General features: G+C 62.6%; 16 protein-coding genes. 10 read left to right on the plus strand and 6 right to left on the minus strand.

Annotated features, from left to right (window positions below):
• Both UCMB321_RS31015 and UCMB321_RS31325 read left to right on the plus strand, forming a co-directional pair.
• Positions 1–2,658: toxin VasX (locus tag UCMB321_RS31015; protein ID WP_040064581.1), on the plus strand; the 2,658-nt coding region annotated here is incomplete at its 5' end.
• Complete coding sequence (locus UCMB321_RS31325; protein ID WP_040064583.1) at positions 2,649–3,602, plus strand: hypothetical protein; 954 nt, start codon at positions 2,649–2,651, stop codon at positions 3,600–3,602. The genes UCMB321_RS31015 and UCMB321_RS31325, both read left to right, overlap by 10 nt.
• Positions 3,603–3,637: 35 nt before the next feature.
• Here the strand turns inward: UCMB321_RS31325 and UCMB321_RS05835 are convergent, their stop codons facing one another.
• Positions 3,638–4,501: a LysR family transcriptional regulator gene (locus UCMB321_RS05835; protein WP_040064584.1), complete on the minus strand. Its 864-nt coding sequence runs from the start codon at positions 4,499–4,501 to the stop codon at positions 3,638–3,640.
• 95 nt (positions 4,502–4,596) lie between these two features.
• Between UCMB321_RS05835 and UCMB321_RS05840 the strand changes: the two genes are divergently transcribed.
• Entirely contained in the window at positions 4,597–5,583 is a 987-nt protein-coding gene (locus UCMB321_RS05840) for a threonine ammonia-lyase (RefSeq protein WP_040064586.1), read from the plus strand.
• A 59-nt stretch (positions 5,584–5,642) separates the two neighbouring features.
• Here UCMB321_RS05840 and UCMB321_RS05845 read toward each other — a convergent pair whose 3' ends face one another.
• The gene (locus UCMB321_RS05845) at positions 5,643–6,962 is read right to left on the minus strand and encodes a sigma-54 interaction domain-containing protein (RefSeq protein ID WP_040064587.1); all 1,320 of its coding nucleotides are present in this window, start codon (positions 6,960–6,962) and stop codon (positions 5,643–5,645) included.
• 285 nt (positions 6,963–7,247) lie between these two features.
• On the opposite strand from UCMB321_RS05845, the gene UCMB321_RS05850 reads away from it, so the two are divergent.
• The 3 genes from UCMB321_RS05850 to UCMB321_RS05860 are packed head-to-tail and all read left to right on the plus strand — an operon-like array spanning position 7,248 to position 10,226.
• Positions 7,248–8,132 (plus strand): MBL fold metallo-hydrolase, encoded by an 885-nt coding sequence (locus UCMB321_RS05850; protein ID WP_040064588.1) that lies wholly within the window; start codon positions 7,248–7,250, stop codon positions 8,130–8,132.
• Positions 8,133–8,148: 16 nt separating this feature from the next.
• Complete coding sequence (locus tag UCMB321_RS05855; RefSeq protein WP_040064590.1) at positions 8,149–9,408, plus strand: NAD(P)/FAD-dependent oxidoreductase; 1,260 nt, start codon at positions 8,149–8,151, stop codon at positions 9,406–9,408.
• Complete coding sequence (locus tag UCMB321_RS05860) at positions 9,405–10,226, plus strand: sulfite exporter TauE/SafE family protein (protein WP_040064591.1); 822 nt, start codon at positions 9,405–9,407, stop codon at positions 10,224–10,226. The genes UCMB321_RS05855 and UCMB321_RS05860 overlap by 4 nt, the downstream gene beginning before the upstream one ends.
• 143 nt (positions 10,227–10,369) lie before the next feature.
• On the opposite strand, the gene UCMB321_RS05865 is transcribed toward UCMB321_RS05860, so the two are convergent.
• Complete coding sequence (locus UCMB321_RS05865) at positions 10,370–10,810, minus strand: carboxymuconolactone decarboxylase family protein (protein ID WP_040064592.1); 441 nt, start codon at positions 10,808–10,810, stop codon at positions 10,370–10,372.
• Positions 10,811–10,986: 176 nt separating this feature from the next.
• Between UCMB321_RS05865 and pdxR the strand changes: the two genes are divergently transcribed.
• Positions 10,987–12,423, plus strand: a complete 1,437-nt coding sequence (gene pdxR, locus UCMB321_RS05870) for a MocR-like pyridoxine biosynthesis transcription factor PdxR (RefSeq protein ID WP_040064593.1) — start codon at positions 10,987–10,989, stop codon at positions 12,421–12,423.
• Positions 12,424–12,427: 4 nt separating this feature from the next.
• On the opposite strand, the gene UCMB321_RS05875 is transcribed toward pdxR, so the two are convergent.
• Both UCMB321_RS05875 and UCMB321_RS05880 read right to left on the minus strand, forming a co-directional pair.
• Positions 12,428–13,870: a mechanosensitive ion channel family protein gene (locus UCMB321_RS05875; protein WP_040064594.1), complete on the minus strand. Its 1,443-nt coding sequence runs from the start codon at positions 13,868–13,870 to the stop codon at positions 12,428–12,430.
• 123 nt (positions 13,871–13,993) lie between these two features.
• Positions 13,994–14,860: a pirin family protein gene (locus tag UCMB321_RS05880; RefSeq protein ID WP_040064595.1), complete on the minus strand. Its 867-nt coding sequence runs from the start codon at positions 14,858–14,860 to the stop codon at positions 13,994–13,996.
• A gap of 195 nt (positions 14,861–15,055) precedes the next feature.
• Here UCMB321_RS05880 and UCMB321_RS05885 point away from each other — a divergent pair, with 195 nt between their 5' ends.
• The 3 genes from UCMB321_RS05885 (at position 15,056) to dkgB (ending at position 17,859) form a co-directional block, all read left to right on the plus strand.
• A complete protein-coding gene (locus UCMB321_RS05885; protein WP_040064597.1) occupies positions 15,056–15,595 on the plus strand; it encodes a PaaI family thioesterase in 540 nt (179 codons plus the stop codon).
• Between the two features lie 136 nt (positions 15,596–15,731).
• Complete coding sequence (locus tag UCMB321_RS05890) at positions 15,732–16,868, plus strand: thiolase family protein (protein ID WP_040064598.1); 1,137 nt, start codon at positions 15,732–15,734, stop codon at positions 16,866–16,868.
• Positions 16,869–17,055: 187 nt separating this feature from the next.
• Positions 17,056–17,859: a 2,5-didehydrogluconate reductase DkgB gene (gene dkgB, locus UCMB321_RS05895; RefSeq protein WP_040064599.1), complete on the plus strand. Its 804-nt coding sequence runs from the start codon at positions 17,056–17,058 to the stop codon at positions 17,857–17,859.
• Positions 17,860–17,863: 4 nt separating this feature from the next.
• Here dkgB and UCMB321_RS05900 read toward each other — a convergent pair whose 3' ends face one another.
• Positions 17,864–18,487: a response regulator transcription factor gene (locus tag UCMB321_RS05900; protein WP_040064601.1), complete on the minus strand. Its 624-nt coding sequence runs from the start codon at positions 18,485–18,487 to the stop codon at positions 17,864–17,866.
• Positions 18,488–18,758: the final 271 nt, after the last annotated feature.

Consider the following 18,758-nt stretch of genomic DNA (forward strand, 5'->3'; position numbering starts at 1 on the left):
TTTCCATTGCGCTACGCCATTGGCCCTTCGCTCCCGCTCGATTTGAGCGGCCATGGAGTCGCCCCCCTGAGCGGGAATTTCCCGGCCCTCGGCGAAGGCTCGGAAAATACCAGCAGCAGGCCGATGCACTACACGGCCCGTCTGCTGCGGGATGGCTGGCTGTATGTCTGGCAAACGAACATCAACATGATGATCGAGTTCCAGGTGACCGGAGCGCTGCTGAAGGAAACGCCACGCGGCGGCAGCGTGATTGACCCGCGCCACAAGCCTTTCTTCATGTTGAGCGCAGGAGCACCGGCGATGATGGTCTGGTCGCCGATCCGCTGGAGCGATGCGCAATTCGAGACGGCCCAGACGGATCCGGCGATGCGCGAGCGCGTCATGCGGACCTTTACCCCCGGCATGGCGCCGATGAGTGGGCTGGTCAGGGACATCCATGAGTCCATCGGCGACTACATGGATCTCGATGGTTATGGTTGGAGCCAGGATCCCGTCAGCCAACCGCCGGACTGGCTCAAGACCCTCGACGACATGAAAGCCTGCGAGTTCCAGACCTATGCGGTGGTCGACGACACCTGGGGCGTGTTGCAGGACCTGGCCCGCTTGCTACAGGTGCAAATGGCAGCGTTCGAGGATCGTCGCAAGGAGCGCAGCGATGACTGGGCCATCGCCGAGTTGATTCGGTCATTGAGCGAGAACGATAAGCAGATTCGCAAAGTCCTGCCTGACGCTACGCGCTATCACCTGCTGGAACGGACTTGGAAAGAGCATGACAATGAAACCCATGGCTACGAAGCAGACCTGCGCTATATCTCGCTCTTGTGGGGGGCATGGTTCAACACGCTGAGCCTGAAAAGCCCCGCAACGCTGGCGACCGCCTGCGGACATTTCGACATAACCCAACCTGCTGCCTTGGAGGCGCTGGGAGAGGAATTCGCCCGGGCGTGTACCGGTGCCTCCAGCACCAGCTTTGGGGTAAAGACGCTGAGCAAGGCGCTTGATCCAGAGGAAGCAACGGAAAAGCCGTGGTTGATCTGGGCAGTGCTTGGTCTGCCCAACCAACCGGGATTGTCAGAAATAAAGCGTTTGATCGACATGAGCGACGCGTTCGTGGATAACGCAGAAGCCTTGCTCAAGCTCGGTACAAGGCTCGCGCACGCTTTGAACATAAGTAGGACCTTCAACAAAAGTGCCGATCATCTCGCCCAGCACAACCCCATTCCAGCTTCAGAACAACTATTCACGGCCTTGAGCCCGGTATTCGCGGTACAACTACGTAAATCCGAAGAGTCCGCCAATAATGTCGCACGGTTGTATATGGGGGCGGCCTTAAGCCGCAGTCAACAAAGAATAGATCTGGTAGCCGCCACACCTAAACAGATAGCACTCTGGCTAAGCTCCTTAATGGAGACGCAATCGACAGCACCGCCCAAAAGCCCACCATTGAAGCCGGTCATAGGTTTGGGGCAAGAGATGCTGCCATTTTTTCATTTGGTTCCTGTATCGCAACTAAATATCACGGGGAAAAATTTACCGTCGCTCGTCGATTTGGCTAGACCCGAGGGAGACTTAACGAGCCTGCTGAAAATGGGCAGGGACATAATAAATGAAGCTCCTTTGAAATGCTTGGTATTGGTGATAGCAGGATTGAGTTTCGCCCTAGCCGTGAAAGACTTAATGAGCAATAGCTCCACAAAAAACGCCTTCAATGTCCTAGGCGGTTTTGTGGGAATTTTTGCCGCTGGAACTGCGATAGCGCAAAAAGCGTCAGAGATACAGTGGGCAGCTGCGTCTAAAGCCACAGAAAAAAAAGCGCATGGTGCGCAGAAAATCTTACTTGAAGCACTTACAAGAGGGTCTACGGTTGCGCTTATAAACTCTGCCGTAGCAGCGATAGATGTCATTATATTTGGTCTGGAAACACTGGAAGCATACAAAGCCGGGGATTTAGACACCGCCACAATAAATTTAGGGTTGAGCTCAGCGTCGGCAACAAACGTTGTCATCTACGTAAAAGCTTTCCGTGCCGTGCGTGCAGCACGTGCGGCTAGTGCAATGGGCAACGCCCTTGCAGCCGCCCAAGCAATAAGCAGAGCCAACCACTTATTTTGCTGGGCGATCGCACTGACGATCATAATAGTCAGTGGTGTTATCGCTCGTCTTTATACGACGGACACACCATTAGAAAAATGGTTAAAAAACAACCGCTTTGGCATTCGTCCTGAAACGTGGGAAAACGACTATGAAAAATCAATGACCGAGCTATACAAAGCTCTCTTCCCCATTCATATTGAAGCTTGTCGAGTCAACGAAATACACCCCTATAATGGCCCGATATATTCCACTTATCTGTTCCTTCACCTGCCGGGGGAACACAAACTGCGTGACGAAACTATTCGATTCGAAGGTGCCGAAATTTGGGGTGGATCCTACGACTCAAAAAAATACCGTCAACCCGTGCTCTGGACTGGCGATGACTTTCAAGCTCATATCGGCACACGAACACCTCTGACCAAGGGCCTAAACACCTATAGACGTGTTTACCATAAAAACCAACTAGGCTTGGAGTTGAACGAGATTCAAGGCCGGCTTTTTTACTCTCCAATGGATGGTTTGACTCTACCGGCTATAGACATCGAGGAGTTGGCATGGATATGAAAACCTTTAGTGAAAAAATACAATCTTTTTATAACGGTGTGCCACCTGCAATTTTGAAAGCCGACGAGCCCACTGGTGAGCCACCTATGGAGTTATTCATTACTGACGAGCATACCGAATACTTTCTCACACTAAAAACAGGCTCAGAGTCAAACCATGGACTTCTCACCGGAATTTTAAGTTTGACTTCGCTGAGTGGTTTTATACTAGCACTACTGTTTGCATTTATTGGAAAATGGGAAAGCGCCGGATTACTAGTGCTTTATGGAACACCTCTAGCACTGATCCCTTTCCTTTGGGAGTCCAGAAGAAAAATCCCTTTACCGATCATTTTCAACCGCCGAACTCGTGAGGTCTACTTCGACCACAATGGAAAGCTGTTCCATACACCTTGGGATAACATTCAGGCCCTTGCCTATGAGTTCGAGGTCTTTAGCCCCTATGTCGGCAGTATGAGCAATGCCTCTCTTGAAATATTGATTCGCCGCCTTGGTGAACCAGAGACTGCGCTGATGCTGAGTTTAGGTGCCCCTATGGGTAAGAACTTGGAAATGCAAAAAGGCTTCTGGGAGTACCTCCGCGCCTATATGAATAACGGCCCCTGGTTTGATGAGAATGGAAATCACAGTGAATCCGATACATTCATAAGAAGCCACTTGTCCATAGACACACGAGGGTCGAGCTTTTTAGCAAATACGCGTCAAGATTTAGCTCAAAAAAAAGCCGCTGCTGAGGGTAAAAACTATCTCAGCGGGACAGATGCTTTCCTATTGATCTCCACATTCGTATTCCACCCTGCATATGTCGTTCAAGACCTCACCTACAACATCGCCAAACGCCGCTCCCGCAATTGCTGGCCAGAAATCGTATTGGAACGCCTGCGCCCCGACGGCCCGACCACGCGCCTAATCGATCTGGAACGCGAGCGAGGGCTGGAGGTTTAACCTGTACGCGCTCGGGCCTGCCCCGCCCATACCACTTACTCGGCCATCAACTCATTGAGCGCCACCACCAACGGCGCACGCACTGACGCACGCTGCCAGACAATCCCCAAGGTGCGAAACAGCCGGGGCCCCGGAACCTCACAACGGCGCACACCCTGCGCCTCGTGATTGGCCGCCGGCCGGTCCGGCACCAGCGCCACCCCCAGCCCTTCGGCGACGAACTTGACGATGATGTCGATGCCATCCAGTTCGAACTGGGCCTTGGGCTTGAGGCCATGACCTTGCAGATACGTCTCCACCAGCTTGCCACCCACCACCTTGCGGCTGAAGCGGATAAAGGGTTCCCTGGCGATAGTCGCCAGCACATCATCGACCTGCATCGTCGCCGGGGTGATCAGCACCAGCGGCTCCTCCACCAGCGCTATCCAGTCACAGCTCTTGGGCAAGGCAAACAACGGATGCACGATCAACGCCGCATCCAGGTCCCCCCCCACCACCTGTTCCATCAGTTCCTGGGAGTTGCCGGGCTCGATATAGATTTCGATCTCGGGATAACGCCGACGCCACTCATGCAGCGCCGGCGGCAGCAACTGCATCAAGGCATATTGGGTCGCCCCCAGCCGCAAGGGGCCGGCCGGCAGCACGCCGCTGGAGGCACTGGCGCACAGGTCGCGGGCTTCGCGGACAATCAGCCGGGCCCGCTCGACGATCCGATGGGCCGCCGGGGTCGGCTTCACGGTATGGCCGCTGCGCCTGAGCAAGGCATTGCCAAGCTGTTTTTCCAGGGCCTTGATCTGCTGGGCCACGGTGGTCGGCGCCAGGTCCAGCTGGCGCGCCGCCGCCGCGATGGAACCACAGTCGATCACGGCCAGGAAGGTTTCGAGAAATTGAGTATCCATCGACGGATTTTACGTTTTTCAATAGCGCTAACAAGCGCTTTTCAAGGGTCGTGGAAAACCGCAGATTAGCCCTTTGCAAACCTCAGGAGCGCCATATGACCTCACATCCCATTCAACTGGCCGATATCGAACAGGCTGCCCAGCGTATCCAGGGACACGCCGTGGAAACCCCACTGCTGGAATTCCACAGCCTGAACGAACAGTGCCAGGGCCGGGTGCTGATCAAGCCGGAGGTGTTGCAAAGAACCGGTTCGTTCAAGTTCCGGGGTGCCTACAACACCCTCGCCAGCCTCAGCCCCGAAGAACGCGTACGTGGCGTGCTGGCCTTCTCCTCCGGCAACCACGCCCAGGGCGTGGCCTGCGCGGCCAGGCTGCTGGGCATCGGGGCAACCATCCTGATGCCCAAGGATGCGCCACCATTGAAGATCCGCCGCACCCGCGAATATGGCGCACAGGTGGTGCTGTTCGACCGCGAGACGGAAGACCGCGAGGCCATCGCCGCGACGCTGACCGCCGAAAGCGGCGCGGTGCTGGTCAAGCCCTACGACGACCCACGGGTAATGGCCGGCCAGGGCACCCTGGGGCTGGAAATCGCCCGCCAGGCCCAGGCGCTTGGCCTGCGCCCCGAGGTGGCCCTGGTGCCCTGCGGCGGTGGAGGCCTGATTGCTGGCGTCAGCGTGGCCCTGCACAGCCAGTTTCCACAGATCGCGGTGTATGCGGTGGAGCCGGACGGCTTCGACGACACCGGCCGCTCCCTGGCCGCGGGCAGCCGACAAACCCTCGCACCGGGCGGACACTCCATCTGCGACGCTATCCTGACCGCGGCACCGGGCGAGTTGACCTTCGAGATCAATCGCCGACTGCTCAGCGGCGCGCTGACGGTGACCGACGCCGAAGTCCGCTTCGCCCTGAGATGGGCGTTCGAGAACCTCAAGCTGGTGGTCGAGCCGGGCGGCGTGGTCGGCCTCGCGGCCCTGCTGGCCGGACGCATCGCGCTGGAGGGCCGCTGCGCGGTGGTGGTGTTGTCGGGGGGCAATGCCGACCCGGCGCTCTTCGCCGAGACATTGTTGACGACCGATTGAACGCCGCCGTTGCAGGAGCCCCGAACGGCGGTTCCTGCACCTGGGCGGATCCGCGACCGTCAGCCCTTCCCTTCCAGCGCCTGCAAGCGCCGATACAAAGTGCGCTCGCTCATCCCCAGGGTTTTCGCCAGTTCGCTGCGCGGTCCGTCGAACACCGCCAGCGCGTGGGCCAACTGTTCCAGCTCGTTACGCCCGCGCCGCCCCTGCGCTGCCACCATCGGTGTTTCACGGCGCAGTTCGGCAGGCAGGTCGGCTACGCGAATCACCCCGTCATCGGTAAACAGGCGGGCCCGCTCCAGCACATTGCGCAGTTCGCGGATATTACCCGGCCAGTCATGCAGCCCCAGGGCCTTCATCGCCGACGGATCGATACGCGGCACCGCCGTCGGCGCCAGCCGCTGCAACAGGCTGTCGATCAGCAGCGGCAGGTCGTCGCTGCGCTCGCGCAGGGCCGGCAGGCGAATCGGAAAGGCGCTGATGCGGTAGAACAGGTCCTGGCGAAAACTGCCGGCCGCGACCATGTCCTTGAGCGGCTTATGGGTCGCGCACACCAGGCGGAAGTCCGAGTGCACGGTGCGCAGGCTGCCCACCGGACGGAAGCTGCCAGACTCGATCAGGCGCAGCAGCTTGACCTGCATCGCCAGCGGCACCTCGCCGATCTCGTCGAGGAACAGCGTGCCGCCATGGGCCGCCTCGGCCAGGCCGATCTTGCGCTGCAAGGCGCCGGTGAAGGCGCCCTTTTCGTAACCGAAGAGTTCGCTCTCCAGCAGGGTTTCGGTCAGGCCGGTGCAGTCGACCACCACCAGCGGCCCACCGGCCCGCGGACTGCCCTCGTGCAGCGCCCGGGCAAAGAGTTCCTTGCCGGTGCCGGACTCGCCTTGCAACAACACCGGAATCGGCGACGGTGCAGCCCGCTGCAAGGCGCCCAGCGCCTCCTTGAACGGCGCCGAGCGGCCGACCAGGCCCTGGTGCTGCGGCTGGGCCGAGGCCACGGTGACCGTATTCAAACGCTCGACATAACCGACCACTTCGCCCTGCTCGTCCAGCAACGGTCGCAGCTCCACATCGACATGCTCGGGGCCACGGGGCGTGTGATGGATATGCAGGACGCGCTCGGGCAAGCGGCTTTCGTGGGCCTTGCGCATGGGGCAATGCTCGCCGGCCTGGTCGCAGGGGACCGCGAACTGGTGCGAGACCCGGAAGCATTTCGCCCCCACATGGGGACGGCCCTCCACGCCGAACTGGCGCTGGTAGGCCGTGTTGGCGGCGACGATGTTGTAGTCGGTATCGAGGACGATGGTCGGCTGCAGGTCGTGTTCCAGATAGGACACCAGGGCCCGCATGTCGGGCCGGGCAAGGTCGGTGGCGAGGATGGTCATGGCAACTCCCGGATGGAGGCAGGAGCTTAATGCATGCCGACGCTTTCTGCCATTGACTGCCACGAACTGCCAAAATGACTGCCAATCCGGATTAAACAATCTTCCCAAGCAGAAAACGTCGGCGAACAGGTTGATATAAATCAGCCATCTGGCAAAAAAATCAAAAATCCTGGTTTGGCATGCTTATTGAACTCTCTGACAGACAGGGACAAACCCATGCCCGCCAACTACACCTGTAGGAGCGAGCAAGCTCGCTCCTACAAAAAAAGCCGTCTGGAGTAGACAATGACCTTTGGCGACAAGCTGGCTGTAGAAGCCTTTTTCGACCCCGGCACCGGCACCATCAGCTACCTGGTGCTGGACACCGGCACCCGCCGCTGCGCGCTGATCGACAGCGTGCTCGACTACGACCCCAAGTCCGGGCGCACCTGCACCCAGTCGGCCGACCGGCTGATCGCCCGGGTCCGCGAACTGGACGCCGGGGTGGAGTGGATCCTGGAAACCCACGTGCACGCCGACCACCTCTCGGCGGCGGCCTACCTGAAGGAACAGCTCGGCGCCAAGGTCGCCATCGGCAGCCGTATCACCCTGGTCCAGCAGGTGTTCGGCGAACTGTTCCATGAAGGCAGCGACTTTCGCCGCGACGGCAGCCAGTTCGACGTGCTGCTGGGCGACAGCGCCGAATTCACCATCGGCACCTTGAAAGCCCGGGCCCTACACACGCCGGGACATACACCGGCGTGCATGAGCTACCTGATCGAATCCGGCGACGAACTCATCGTCTTCGTCGGTGACACCCTGTTCATGCCCGACTACGGCACCGCCCGCTGCGACTTCCCCGGCGCCGATGCCCGCACCCTCTATCGCTCGATCCGCCAATTGCTGGCACTGCCGCCCCAGACCCGACTGTTCATGTGCCATGACTACCTGCCGGGCGGCCGCGAGCTGCGCTACATGAGCACCGTGGCCGAACAGCGCGCCCACAACATCCATATCCATGAGGGCATCGACGAAGACAGCTTCGTGCGCATGCGCGAGGCCCGTGACGCCACCCTCGACATGCCGGTGCTGATGCTGCCGTCGGTGCAGGTCAACATGCGCAGCGGCCAATTGCCCGAGCCGGAAGACAACGGCGTGCGCTACCTGAAGATCCCGCTCAATGCCCTCTGAACCAGGACCCGACACCATGTCCGCGACTAGCGTCTCCCATCACCAGATCCTGATCGTCGGCGCCGGCGCGGCCGGCATCGCCGTGGCCTCCAGCCTGCTGGCCCGGGCGCCCGACCTGGATATCGCGATTATCGACCCGGCCGACACCCACTATTACCAGCCCGGCTGGACCCTGGTCGGCGCCGGGGTGTTTCGCCCCGAGTCGACCGCCCGACCCATGGCCTCGCTGATTCCCCGTGGCGTGCGCTGGATCAAGGCGGCCGTCAGCGCCTTCGGCCCCCACGGCCACGAAGTGGTGCTCACCGACCAGAGCCGGGTCGGCTACGAACAGTTGATCGTCTGCCCCGGCCTGAAGCTGGACTGGGCGGCCATCGACGGGCTCGAGGCGACCCTCGGGCGCCATGGCGTGACCTCCAACTATCGCTACGACCTCGCGCCCTACACCTGGAAACTGGTGCAGGAGCTCAAGGACGGCGAGGCCCTGTTCAGCCAGCCGCCGATGCCGATCAAATGCGCCGGCGCGCCGCAGAAGGCCCTCTACCTGTCCTGCGACCACTGGCTCAGGAGCGGGCGCCTGGAGCGGATCAACGCTCGCTTCTTCAACGCCGGTGCGGTGCTGTTCGGCGTCGCCGACTACGTGCCGGCGCTGATGGAATACATCCGCAAGTACGCCGTGGACCTGCAATTCGGCCACAGCCTGGTGGCGGTCGACGGGCCGGCGAAGCAGGCGACCTTCGCCCGCACCCTGGCCGATGGCAGCCGCGAAACCCTGGTGCGGCCGTTCGATATGCTGCATGTGGTGCCGCCGCAAGTGGCCCCGGACTTCATCCGTGCAAGCCCCCTGGCCGATGCGGCCGGTTGGGTCGATGTCGATCCGGCCACCCTGCAGCATCGCCAATTCGCCAATATCCACGGCCTGGGCGACGTGACCAACACCGGCAATGCCAAGACCGCCGCCGCCGCGCGCAAGCAGGCGCCGGTGGTGGCCAACAACGTGCTGGTGGCCCTCGGGCGCCTGCCGACCCAGGCCACCTATGACGGTTACGGTTCCTGCCCGCTGACCGTGGAGCGCGGCAAGATCGTTCTCGCCGAGTTCACCTACGGCGGCAAGCTGGCACCGACTTTCGCCCCCTGGTTGCTCGACGGGCGCAAGCCGACGCGCCTGGCCTGGTGGCTGAAGGAGCGCATCCTGCCGCCACTGTACTGGCGCGGCATGCTCAAGGGTCGCGAATGGCTGGCGCGACCGAAGTTGACGGCGGCCAGAACCCAACCATGAACGAACATCTGTTGCTGGGCGCGGGACTGGGGACGCTGATTGGCGCCATCCTCGCCCTGACCGGGGCCGGCGGCGGCATCCTCGCGGTGCCGCTGCTGGTGTTCGGGCTGGGCTTGTCGATGGTCCAGGCCGCGCCCATCGGTTTGCTCGCGGTGGGCCTGGCGGCGAGCGTCGGGGCCTTGCTCGGCTTGCGCCAGGGGATCGTGCGCTATCGGGCGGCGGCCTATATCGCCGGGATCGGCGTGCTGCTCACGCCCCTGGGCCTGTGGCTGGCCCATCACCTGCCCAACGAGCCGCTGGCCCTGGGGTTTGCCGTGGTGATGGTCTATGCCTGCGGCCGGATCTTCCTCAAGGCACACCGGGAGTTGCAGCATGGGCATCCGGCGCCACGGCCGGATTTCCAGCCGTGCGTGCTCAATCCCCTGGGCCGGTTGCGCTGGACCCTGCCCTGCGCCCGCGCGCTGACCGTCACCGGCATGCTCTCGGGGCTGTTGTCGGGGTTGCTCGGGGTCGGTGGCGGGTTTGTCATCATCCCGGCGCTGACGCGCTACACCAACCTGGACAGCAAGAGCATCGTTGCCACGTCGCTGGCGGTGATTGCACTGGTGTCGCTGGGCAGCGTGGTCACGGCGACACTGTCCGGGGCGATGCACTGGTCGGTGGGCGGGCCGTTTGCGGCGGGGGCGGTGCTGGGGTTGGTACTCGGGCGCCAGGTCGCCGCGCGTCTGGCCGGACCCAGGCTGCAGCAGCTGTTCGCCCTGGTCGGTGTGATGGCGGCGGTGCTGCTGGCACTGGGGGCGCTGGGTCTGTCTTTCTGACCAACCGGACTATGGAACACCGCAACCCCTGTAGGAGTCCGGCTTGCCGGCGATGGCGTCCGCAAGCTCGATGCAAGCCTTGCGGGCCTCATCGCGAGCAAGCTCGGCTCCTACAGGTCAGGTGTTGCCTTCGAACCCGTATCTCACTCGGCCGGCAGCTTGCGGAACCCCACCGCCAGACGGTTCCAGCTGTTGATGGTGTTGATCGCCAGCGTCAGGTCGACCATTTCCTTCGGGCTGAACTCGGCGCTCAGCAAGGCATAATCCTCATCCGACGCATGGGTCCGCGAGAGTTCGGTCAGGGCCTCGGTCCAGGCCATCGCGGCGCGTTCACGCGGGGTGAAGAACGGTGTTTCACGCCATGTCGACAGGCAGTACAGGCGACGTTCGGTCTCGCCGAGCTTGCGCGCATCGGTGGTGTGCATATCGATGCAAAAGGCGCAGCCATTGATCTGCGAAGAACGCAGCTTGACCAGTTCGAGCAGCGACTTCTCCAAAGGCAGTTTGCTGACCGCGCTTTCCAGCGCCAGCATGGCTTTCAGGGCATCGGGCGAGGCGGTGTAGAAATCGACACGAGGTTGCATGGTGGTGCTCCTTACAGGTTGGGAATGAGGCTAAGGTAAGCCCGGCCGGCAGCAGGACAAATAGCCAATTCCGGCAAAGATCGGGATGCCAATCCCGACGTGTCGAAGCCCCGCCGGCAGGCTAAGATGCGCCCATCGGTGCGCACACGCCCCGCCTTCTCCAGCCGAGCTTCGACATGGAATTGCACATCACCCTCAAGGGCACTCGCGATCTGGCGAAACAGATCACCGAACAACTACGCGACGCCATTACCCAGGGCAAGCTCGCCGCCGGCACACGACTGCCGCCGACCCGGCTGCTTGCCGAACAGCTGGGGGTGTCACGCAAGACCGTCGCCGACGCCTATGCCCACCTGACCTACGACAACCTGCTGGTCGGCCGGGTCGGCGCCGGCACCTTCGTCAACCCGCACGTGCCGCCAGTCGCGCTGCCCCTGCAGGACAACGAACTGGCCGGGGCCGGCGTGATCCGGCACTGGCGCGATGCGTTCATGTCGATGCACCACCCGACCCACACCCTGCGCTACGACTACCTGGGCGGGGCCACCGGCAAGCATCAGTTTCCCCATGACGAATGGCGCCGCTGCGTGCTCTTCGCCTTGCGCCAGGGCGCCCAGTCCCGGGGCTTGTACGGCCAGGCGGAAGGTTTGCCGATGCTGCGCGAAGCCATTGCCCGGCATATCGGTTTCTCCCGGGGGGTGCGCTGCGGCAGCGACGACCTGCTGGTGACCAATGGCGCGCAACAGGCCCTCGACCTGGTCGCCCGGGTGCTGGTGGAACCGGGTTGCACGGTGGCGGTGGAAGATCCCGGCTACCCGCCGGCACGCCTGCTGTTCGCCGCCCAGGGTGCCCGGGTGGTGGGGGTGCCGGTGGACGACCAGGGCCTTCAGGTGGCCTTGATTCCCGACGGCACGCGGCTGATCTATGTCACCCCGGCGCACCAGTTCCCCCTCGGCATGCCCATGAGCCTGGAACGCCGCCTGGCGTTGCTGGAGCGGGCGCGGGAACTGGGGGCGATCATCATCGAGGACGACTACGACTGCGAGTTCCGCTACGAGGGCCGCCCCACCGACTGCCTGCAAAGCCTCGATCGCCACGGCCTGGTGGCCTACGTCGGGACCTTTTCCAAGACCTTGCTGCCGGAGCTGCGCCTGGGCTACCTGGTGGCCCCACCCGGCTTGCGCAAGGCGCTGTTGTCGGCCAAGCAGTTGACCGACTGCCACACCGCGACCCTGACCCAATGGGCCGTGGCCAAGTTCATCCTCGACGGTTACTTGCTCAAGCATATCCGCCGCTGCCACGCCGCCTACAGCAGCCGACGCGAACAACTGATCGAGCGCCTGGAGGGCGACCTCGCGCCCTGGTTCGAACGGATCCACGCCACCGCCGGCTTTCACCTGGCGATCCTCGACAAGGGCGGGCTGGACATACCGCTGCTGATCGAGCTGGCGAAACAGGTCGAGGTCGGCTTGTACCCGCTGGCGCCCTTCTACTACAGCGCCACGCCCCGCACCGGCCTGCTGATGGGCTACGGCTGTATCGACACCCTGGATATCCCGCCGTCGCTCGACCGGCTGCGCGAGCTCCTGCAGCAGCTGAGCCCGCGCGCCTGAAGCGTCAGGCCCGGCTGCGCAACCATTGCAGGAACCCGCGTTTCTCCACCGGCTTGGGCTCTTCGCGGTTGAATTTCTGCACCGCGCTCAAACGATGGTCGAGCAGGTTCTTCATGGCTTCGCCGATGTCGTGCCGGGCTTCCAGGCACGGCTTGAGGTACTCGTTCTCGATGCGGTAGAGCACGCAGTCGGTCTTGGCGGTGAAGTCCGCCACCACCGCCTTGTCGGCCACCACCCCGGCCTCGCCGATCACCTCGCCCGGCCCCATCCGCGCGACCTCCACCGGCACCTCGCCGCGCAACAGGGTGACCGAGACCACGCCGGACTCGACGATGAACAGGTGATCGCTGATCTCTCCACGCGCCAGGATCAGGTTGCCGGCGCGGAACGTCTCGGGCCGCATGTTCTCGCTGAAGGTGTCCTTTTCCTCAGAACGCAGGGTGGAGAAAATCGCCGAGCTTTCCAGCAACCGGCGCGAGCGCGAGAAATCCACCGGTGCGACACTTTCCCCGGTGGACAACAGGCTCACACCCGAGGCCCGCAAATGCCGGAACGCCAGGTCGTAGAGCTGATTGCGCACGGCGCGCTTCTCGCCCATGGAGACCACGAAGCCGCTGATTTCATATTCGGCACCGTCGGCGCCGGAGCTTTTCAGCGTCACGCAAGGCGCCGGGGTCGGCAGCAAGGCGCGACAACCGAGCATCGCGCGCTCCAGGGCCTCGATCACCACCTGGGGCCGGGAATGCGTACTGACCTGCACACTGATGGACAGCCCATGCATGTCGCTGGGCCGGCTGAAGTTGATGATCTTGGCCTTGGCCGCGAGGGAGTTGGGCACCACCGCCATGCTGCCCTGGGAGGTCTGCAGACGGGTGGCGCGCCAGTCGATATCGACCACCCGGCCTTCGGTGCCGTCGATGGAAATCCAGTCGTCGACCTGATAGGGCTTGGTGGCATTCAGCACGATCCCGGAAAACACGTCGCTGAGGGTGCTCTGCAAGGCCAGGCCAACAATGATCGCCAGGGCGCCGGACGTCGCCAACACGCCCTTGACCGGCAGGTCGAGCACATAGGCCGCCGCCGCGACGACGGCGATCAGGAAGATGATCGCCCCGAGCACATCCTGCACCAGCCGCCCGGCATGCCCGACCCGCTGCATCATCACCGTGCCGAGCAGCACCGTCAGGGTCCGCGCGCCGAACAGCCACCAGCCGATCTGCAAACCGGTGGCCGCCAGGTGCCGGGGCACGTCATCCGGCCAGGGCGCGGTCTGCAGGGGATTCATGCCCTCGTTGAACAGCAGCAGGCTGAACAGCGAGAACACCGTCAGGCGCATGGCCAGTTTCCAGGTGGCGCTCTTGCTGCCGATCAGGTGCCACAGCAACAAATCCACCACGATCAGCAGCAAGGCGCACAGCAAGGGATGTTCAGACAACAGGTCAAGCATCGAGCCACTCCATGAAAAGAAACCGTCACGTCGCGAAGATCGCACAGAACGGCTTCATGGAGTTATAGCTTTATATTCGCGGCGGCGGAGCGGCCCCGCGGGAGCGGGGAGCACGCAGTATCGTCAGTCATGCATCTGCCCGAAGCGCCCGGCCTGGAAGTCGGCGAAGGCCTGGTAGATCTCGGCTTCGCTGTTCATCACGAAAGGACCGTGGCCGACAATCGGCTCGTCGATGGGCTCGCCGCTGAGCAACAGCACCGTGGCCTCTTCATCGGCGTGCAACGACACTTCGCGGCCGGCACGCTCGAACACCATCAGCTGTCCCGGGCGCGCCACCTGCTCGCCATTGACCCGCACACTGCCGCGCAGGACCACCAGCACCGTGCTGTGCCCTTCATGCAGGTCCAGGGCCAGGGTTTTGCCGCCGGCCAGACGGATATCCCACACATCCATCGGCGTGAAGGTCCGCGCCGGCCCCCGCTGACCGTCGAACTCACCGGCGATCAGGCGCAGGCTGCCGGCCTGGTCCTTGAGGGCGATCCGGGGAATATCGCTGTCGAGAATGCCCTGGTAACCGGCCGGCGCCGACTTGTCCCGTGCCGGCAGGTTGATCCACAGCTGGACCATTTCCAAGCGCCCGCCGCGTCTGGCAAAGGCTTCGGAATGAAACTCCTCGTGGATGATGCCCGCCGCAGCGGTCATCCATTGCACGTCGCCCGGGCCGATCACGCCGCCGGCGCCGGTGGAGTCGCGGTGCTCCACTTCGCCGTCATAGACGATGGTCACGGTTTCGAAACCGCGATGGGGGTGCTGGCCGACGCCGCGGCGTTGCGTGGTCGGAGTGAATTCGGCCGGCCCGGCATGGTCCAGCATCAGGAAAGGGCTGATGTGCTGGCCCAGGCCGTCATAGGAAAACAGCGTGCGCACCGGAAAACCGTCGCCGACCCAGTGGCCCCTGGGGCTGGTGTAGAGACCAAGAATCTTTTTCATGGGTACCTCCATCATTCATGGGGCACAGCTTAGATTCAGCTGGTTTTTGGCGCTAGACGGTAAAAAACAGCTTCAGCGTTCCATTGGCAGGACGATCCTCCACTCGTCTGCAGAGTGCTGGATTAATTTATATTTCGAACATAATATGAATGAAAATATTACGCACGTAATTTTTTATCCTTGTCAGGAGGCGCCATGCAAACCCCCGATCGTAACGCCACGCTAGCCCAATGGATCGCCGAGGAGCAGGCCATGCGCGAGCGCCTGCAAGGCCCCGGCAGCCTGACCCTGGCCCAGGTCAGCCAATTGACTCCGGCAGAGTTCTTCAACGGCATCGGCAACGGCGAACTGCCCTCGCCGCCGATGGGCGCCTTGCTGGATTTCATCCCCATCGAATGGTCCGAGGGGCGCTTCGTGTTTCAAGGTAGCCCGGACGCCCAGCACTACAACCCGCTGGGCGTAGTCCATGGCGGCTACGCCGCGACCTTGCTCGACTCGTGCATGGGTTGCGCCATCCACACCCGCCTGCAAAAGGGCCAGGGCTATACCACCCTGGATCTGCGCATCAGCTATGTGCGGGCCTTGACCGACAGCAGCGGGCCGATCCGCGCCGAGGGCAAGATCGTCCACCTCGGGCGCTCGACGGCCCTGGCCGAAGGCCGGATCTATGACGTGGATGGACGGCTTTATGCCACCGGTTCCACCACCTGCATGATTCTCGAACCACGAGGCTGAGAAACCGCCGCCTCTCTTGTAGGAGCCTGGCTTGCCAGCGATGGCGTCCTTAAGGGCGATATCGCCAGCAAGCCGGCTCCCACAAGAGAGGCGGCGCCCAACTAAATTGCAGTCATCATTCCACAGGAGCTTCACCATGACCTCCATCGTGATCGCCGGTTACGCCCGTTCCCCCTTCCATTTCGCGAAAAAAGGCGCCCTGATCGATATCCGCCCCGACGACCTCGCCGCCCAGGTGCTGCGCGGCCTGGTGGATAAACTCGACATCGACCCCGCCGACCTCGAAGACCTGGTCATGGGTTGCGCCTACCCGGAAGCCGAGCAAGGCATGAACATCGCCCGCATCGCCAGTTTCCGCGCCGGTTTCCCGGACAGTCTCGGTGGTGCCACGATCAACCGCTTCTGCGGCTCTTCGATGAGCGCCGTGCACTACGCCGCCGGGCAGATCCTGCTGGGGGCCGGGGAGGCCTTTCTCTGCGCTGGCGTGGAGTCCATGACCCGCGTGCCCATGGGCGGTTTCAATATCTCGCCGAACCCGACCCTGATGCGCGACCACCCCGAGGTGTACATGCCCATGGGCTACACCGCCGAAGAAGTCGCGCGTCGCTACGGTATCGGCCGGGCCGAGCAGGAAAGCCTGGCCGTCGAGTCCCATGCCAAGGCCACCCAGGCTCGCGAACTGGGCCGCCTGGCGGACGAAATCATCGCCATCCAGACCGCCAACGGCTGGATCAAGGAGGATGGCTGCATTCGCCCGGGCACCAGCCTGGAAGGCCTGGGCGGGCTGAAGCCGGCGTTCGATGGCAGCGTCACCGCCGGCACCGCCTCGCCGCTGACCGATGGCAGCGCCGCCGTGCTGGTGTGCAGCGAAACCTTCGCCCGCGACCGTGGCTTGTCGATCCTGGCACGGATCAAGGCGGTGGCGGTGGCCGGCTGCCCGCCGGAAATCATGGGCATGGGCCCGGTCCACGCGACCCGCAAGGTGCTGCAACGGGCCGGCTTGCAGATCGGTGATATCGACCTGGTGGAAATCAACGAAGCCTTCGCCAGCCAGTCCCTGGCCTGCCTGCGGGAACTCGACCTGGACCGCGGCCGGATCAACCTCGACGGCGGCGCCCTGGCCATCGGTCACCCCCTGGGAGCCACCGGCGCGCGCATTACCGGCAAGGCCGCGGCCCTGCTGCAGCGCACCGGCGGGCGCTACGCCATTGCCACCCAATGCATCGCCGGCGGCCAGGGCATTGCGACCTTGCTTGAGGCTGTAGAGGCCTGATCCACCCCACCCAGACAGGAGCCGCTGCATCCCCAAGGCAGCGGCTCCAGCGGATGTTGCTCCCTCCCTGCCCCCTCCGGTCATTCGTGCGTGCCGGTAAAGAGTCCTTTTCCCTACCCCCACTTTTTCTCAAAGATCGCGATGGGGATACTCCTGCTCATTCCCACTGTCACTTCAGGAGTCCCCCATGTCTGTTCCCGCCTTCGGCCTCGGCACCTTCCGTTTGCAAGGCCAGGTCGTCATCGATTCGGTCAGCACCGGCCTCGAGTTGGGCTACCGGGTCATCGATACCGCGCAGATCTATGAAAACGAGGCCGAAGTCGGCCAGGCCATCGCCGCCAGCGGCATCCCCCGTGACGAGCTGTTCATCACCAGCAAGATCTGGATCGCCAACCTCGGCAAGGACGCCCTGATCCCCAGCCTCAAGGAAAGCCTGCGCAAACTGCGCACCGATTACCTGGACCTGACCCTGATCCACTGGCCATCGCCGCAGGACCAGGTACCGGTCGGCGAATTCATGGACGCACTGCTGGAGGCCAAGCAACTGGGCCTGACCCGTGAGATCGGCGTTTCCAACTTCACCGTCGACCTGATGCAGCAGGCGATTGCCGCCGTCGGTGCCGATCAGATCGCCACGAACCAGATCGAACTGCACCCGTACCTGCAGAACCGCAAGGTCGTGGCGGCGGCCCGGGACCAGGGCATCCGGATCACCTCCTACATGACCCTGGCCTACGGTGAAGTCCTCAAGGACCCGCTGATCCGCCAGATCGCCGAGCAGCACCAGGCAACCCCGGCGCAGGTGACCCTGGCCTGGGCCATGCAACTGGGCTATGCGGTGATCCCCTCGTCGACCCGACGCGAGAACCTGGCGAGCAACCTCAAGGCCCGGGCGCTGCGCCTGAGTGACGAAGAGATGGCGAAGATCGCCGGCCTCGAACGCGCCCATCGCCTGACCAGCCCGCCGGGCCTCGCGCCGAAGTGGGATTGAGGGCTCAGATCAACTGGTTGCGCTTGGCGAACTCGGCCAGCGCCACCACCGACTTCAGGTTGAGCTTTTCGATCAGGCGGGTCTTGTAGGTGCTGACCGTCTTGTCGCTGAGCAGCATCAGTTCGCTGATGTCCTTGTTCTTCATCCCGCGGGCGATATAACGCAGGATGCTCAGCTCGCGGTTGCTCAGGCTGTCGATCAGCACCGGCTCCGAAACGGCACCGCCCTGCCCCTGGACGTGCCCGTCCAGGCGCGGGAAGAAACTCTTGTTGAGCATGACCGCCTGGATCGCCAGGCGCAGTTCGATCAACTCGGCGGTCTTGGAGATATAGCCCATGGCGCCGGCGCGCATGCAGCGTTCGGAGTAGAACTCCGGCGCCTGTTCGGTGAGCACCACCAGCTTGCTTGGCAGCTGCAGATCGGTGAGCCGCTTGATCGCTTCCAGACCGTCGAGCCGGGGGATGTTCAGGTCCATGACGATCAGGCTGGGCGCCAGTTCCCGGGCAAATTGCACCGCATCGACACCGTTGTCAGCCTCGGCGACGACCTGGAACCCCTCCTTTTCCAGCAAGACCTTGATGGCCATGCGAATGAACGGGTGATCGTCAACTATCAGAGCTGTGCGCATTACAAATCCTCAAGAAGTACGCCAGCCACTGCTTGAGACGGGAACGTGCTTGCATCGAAAAAACAGAGAGGGAAAGAGCGGAATACAGTATAGGAAAAATCTCAATTTCTGCTGTGGCTGAACAGTGGAAGTCAGGCCATTCCGGCCCATGGGTAGGACGTTCAGAGGGTGAGAGCTGAACAACGCCGGCCACTTTATCGAGAGAACTCAGAGGCATCTGTAGGGGAAATCCCAAGATACCCGCCGTTTCCAGGAAGCCTGCTATCGCCCA

It is taken from the genome of Pseudomonas batumici, assembly GCF_000820515.1.
Taxonomy (GTDB): Bacteria; Pseudomonadota; Gammaproteobacteria; order Pseudomonadales; family Pseudomonadaceae; genus Aquipseudomonas; species Aquipseudomonas batumici.

Excerpts from the sequence above, each read along its gene's own strand:
- UCMB321_RS31325 (WP_040064583.1), top strand. The coding sequence starts at position 2,649 with ATGGATATGAAAACCTTTAGTGAAAAAATACAATCTTTTTATAACGGT.
- UCMB321_RS05835 (WP_040064584.1), bottom strand. The coding sequence starts at position 4,501 with ATGGATACTCAATTTCTCGAAACCTTCCTGGCCGTGATCGACTGTGGT.
- UCMB321_RS05840 (WP_040064586.1), top strand. The coding sequence starts at position 4,597 with ATGACCTCACATCCCATTCAACTGGCCGATATCGAACAGGCTGCCCAG.
- UCMB321_RS05845 (WP_040064587.1), bottom strand. The coding sequence starts at position 6,962 with ATGACCATCCTCGCCACCGACCTTGCCCGGCCCGACATGCGGGCCCTG.
- UCMB321_RS05850 (WP_040064588.1), top strand. The coding sequence starts at position 7,248 with ATGACCTTTGGCGACAAGCTGGCTGTAGAAGCCTTTTTCGACCCCGGC.
- UCMB321_RS05855 (WP_040064590.1), top strand. The coding sequence starts at position 8,149 with ATGTCCGCGACTAGCGTCTCCCATCACCAGATCCTGATCGTCGGCGCC.
- UCMB321_RS05860 (WP_040064591.1), top strand. The coding sequence starts at position 9,405 with ATGAACGAACATCTGTTGCTGGGCGCGGGACTGGGGACGCTGATTGGC.
- UCMB321_RS05865 (WP_040064592.1), bottom strand. The coding sequence starts at position 10,810 with ATGCAACCTCGTGTCGATTTCTACACCGCCTCGCCCGATGCCCTGAAA.
- pdxR (WP_040064593.1), top strand. The coding sequence starts at position 10,987 with ATGGAATTGCACATCACCCTCAAGGGCACTCGCGATCTGGCGAAACAG.
- UCMB321_RS05875 (WP_040064594.1), bottom strand. The coding sequence starts at position 13,870 with ATGCTTGACCTGTTGTCTGAACATCCCTTGCTGTGCGCCTTGCTGCTG.
- UCMB321_RS05880 (WP_040064595.1), bottom strand. The coding sequence starts at position 14,860 with ATGAAAAAGATTCTTGGTCTCTACACCAGCCCCAGGGGCCACTGGGTC.
- UCMB321_RS05885 (WP_040064597.1), top strand. The coding sequence starts at position 15,056 with ATGCAAACCCCCGATCGTAACGCCACGCTAGCCCAATGGATCGCCGAG.
- UCMB321_RS05890 (WP_040064598.1), top strand. The coding sequence starts at position 15,732 with ATGACCTCCATCGTGATCGCCGGTTACGCCCGTTCCCCCTTCCATTTC.
- dkgB (WP_040064599.1), top strand. The coding sequence starts at position 17,056 with ATGTCTGTTCCCGCCTTCGGCCTCGGCACCTTCCGTTTGCAAGGCCAG.
- UCMB321_RS05900 (WP_040064601.1), bottom strand. The coding sequence starts at position 18,487 with ATGCGCACAGCTCTGATAGTTGACGATCACCCGTTCATTCGCATGGCC.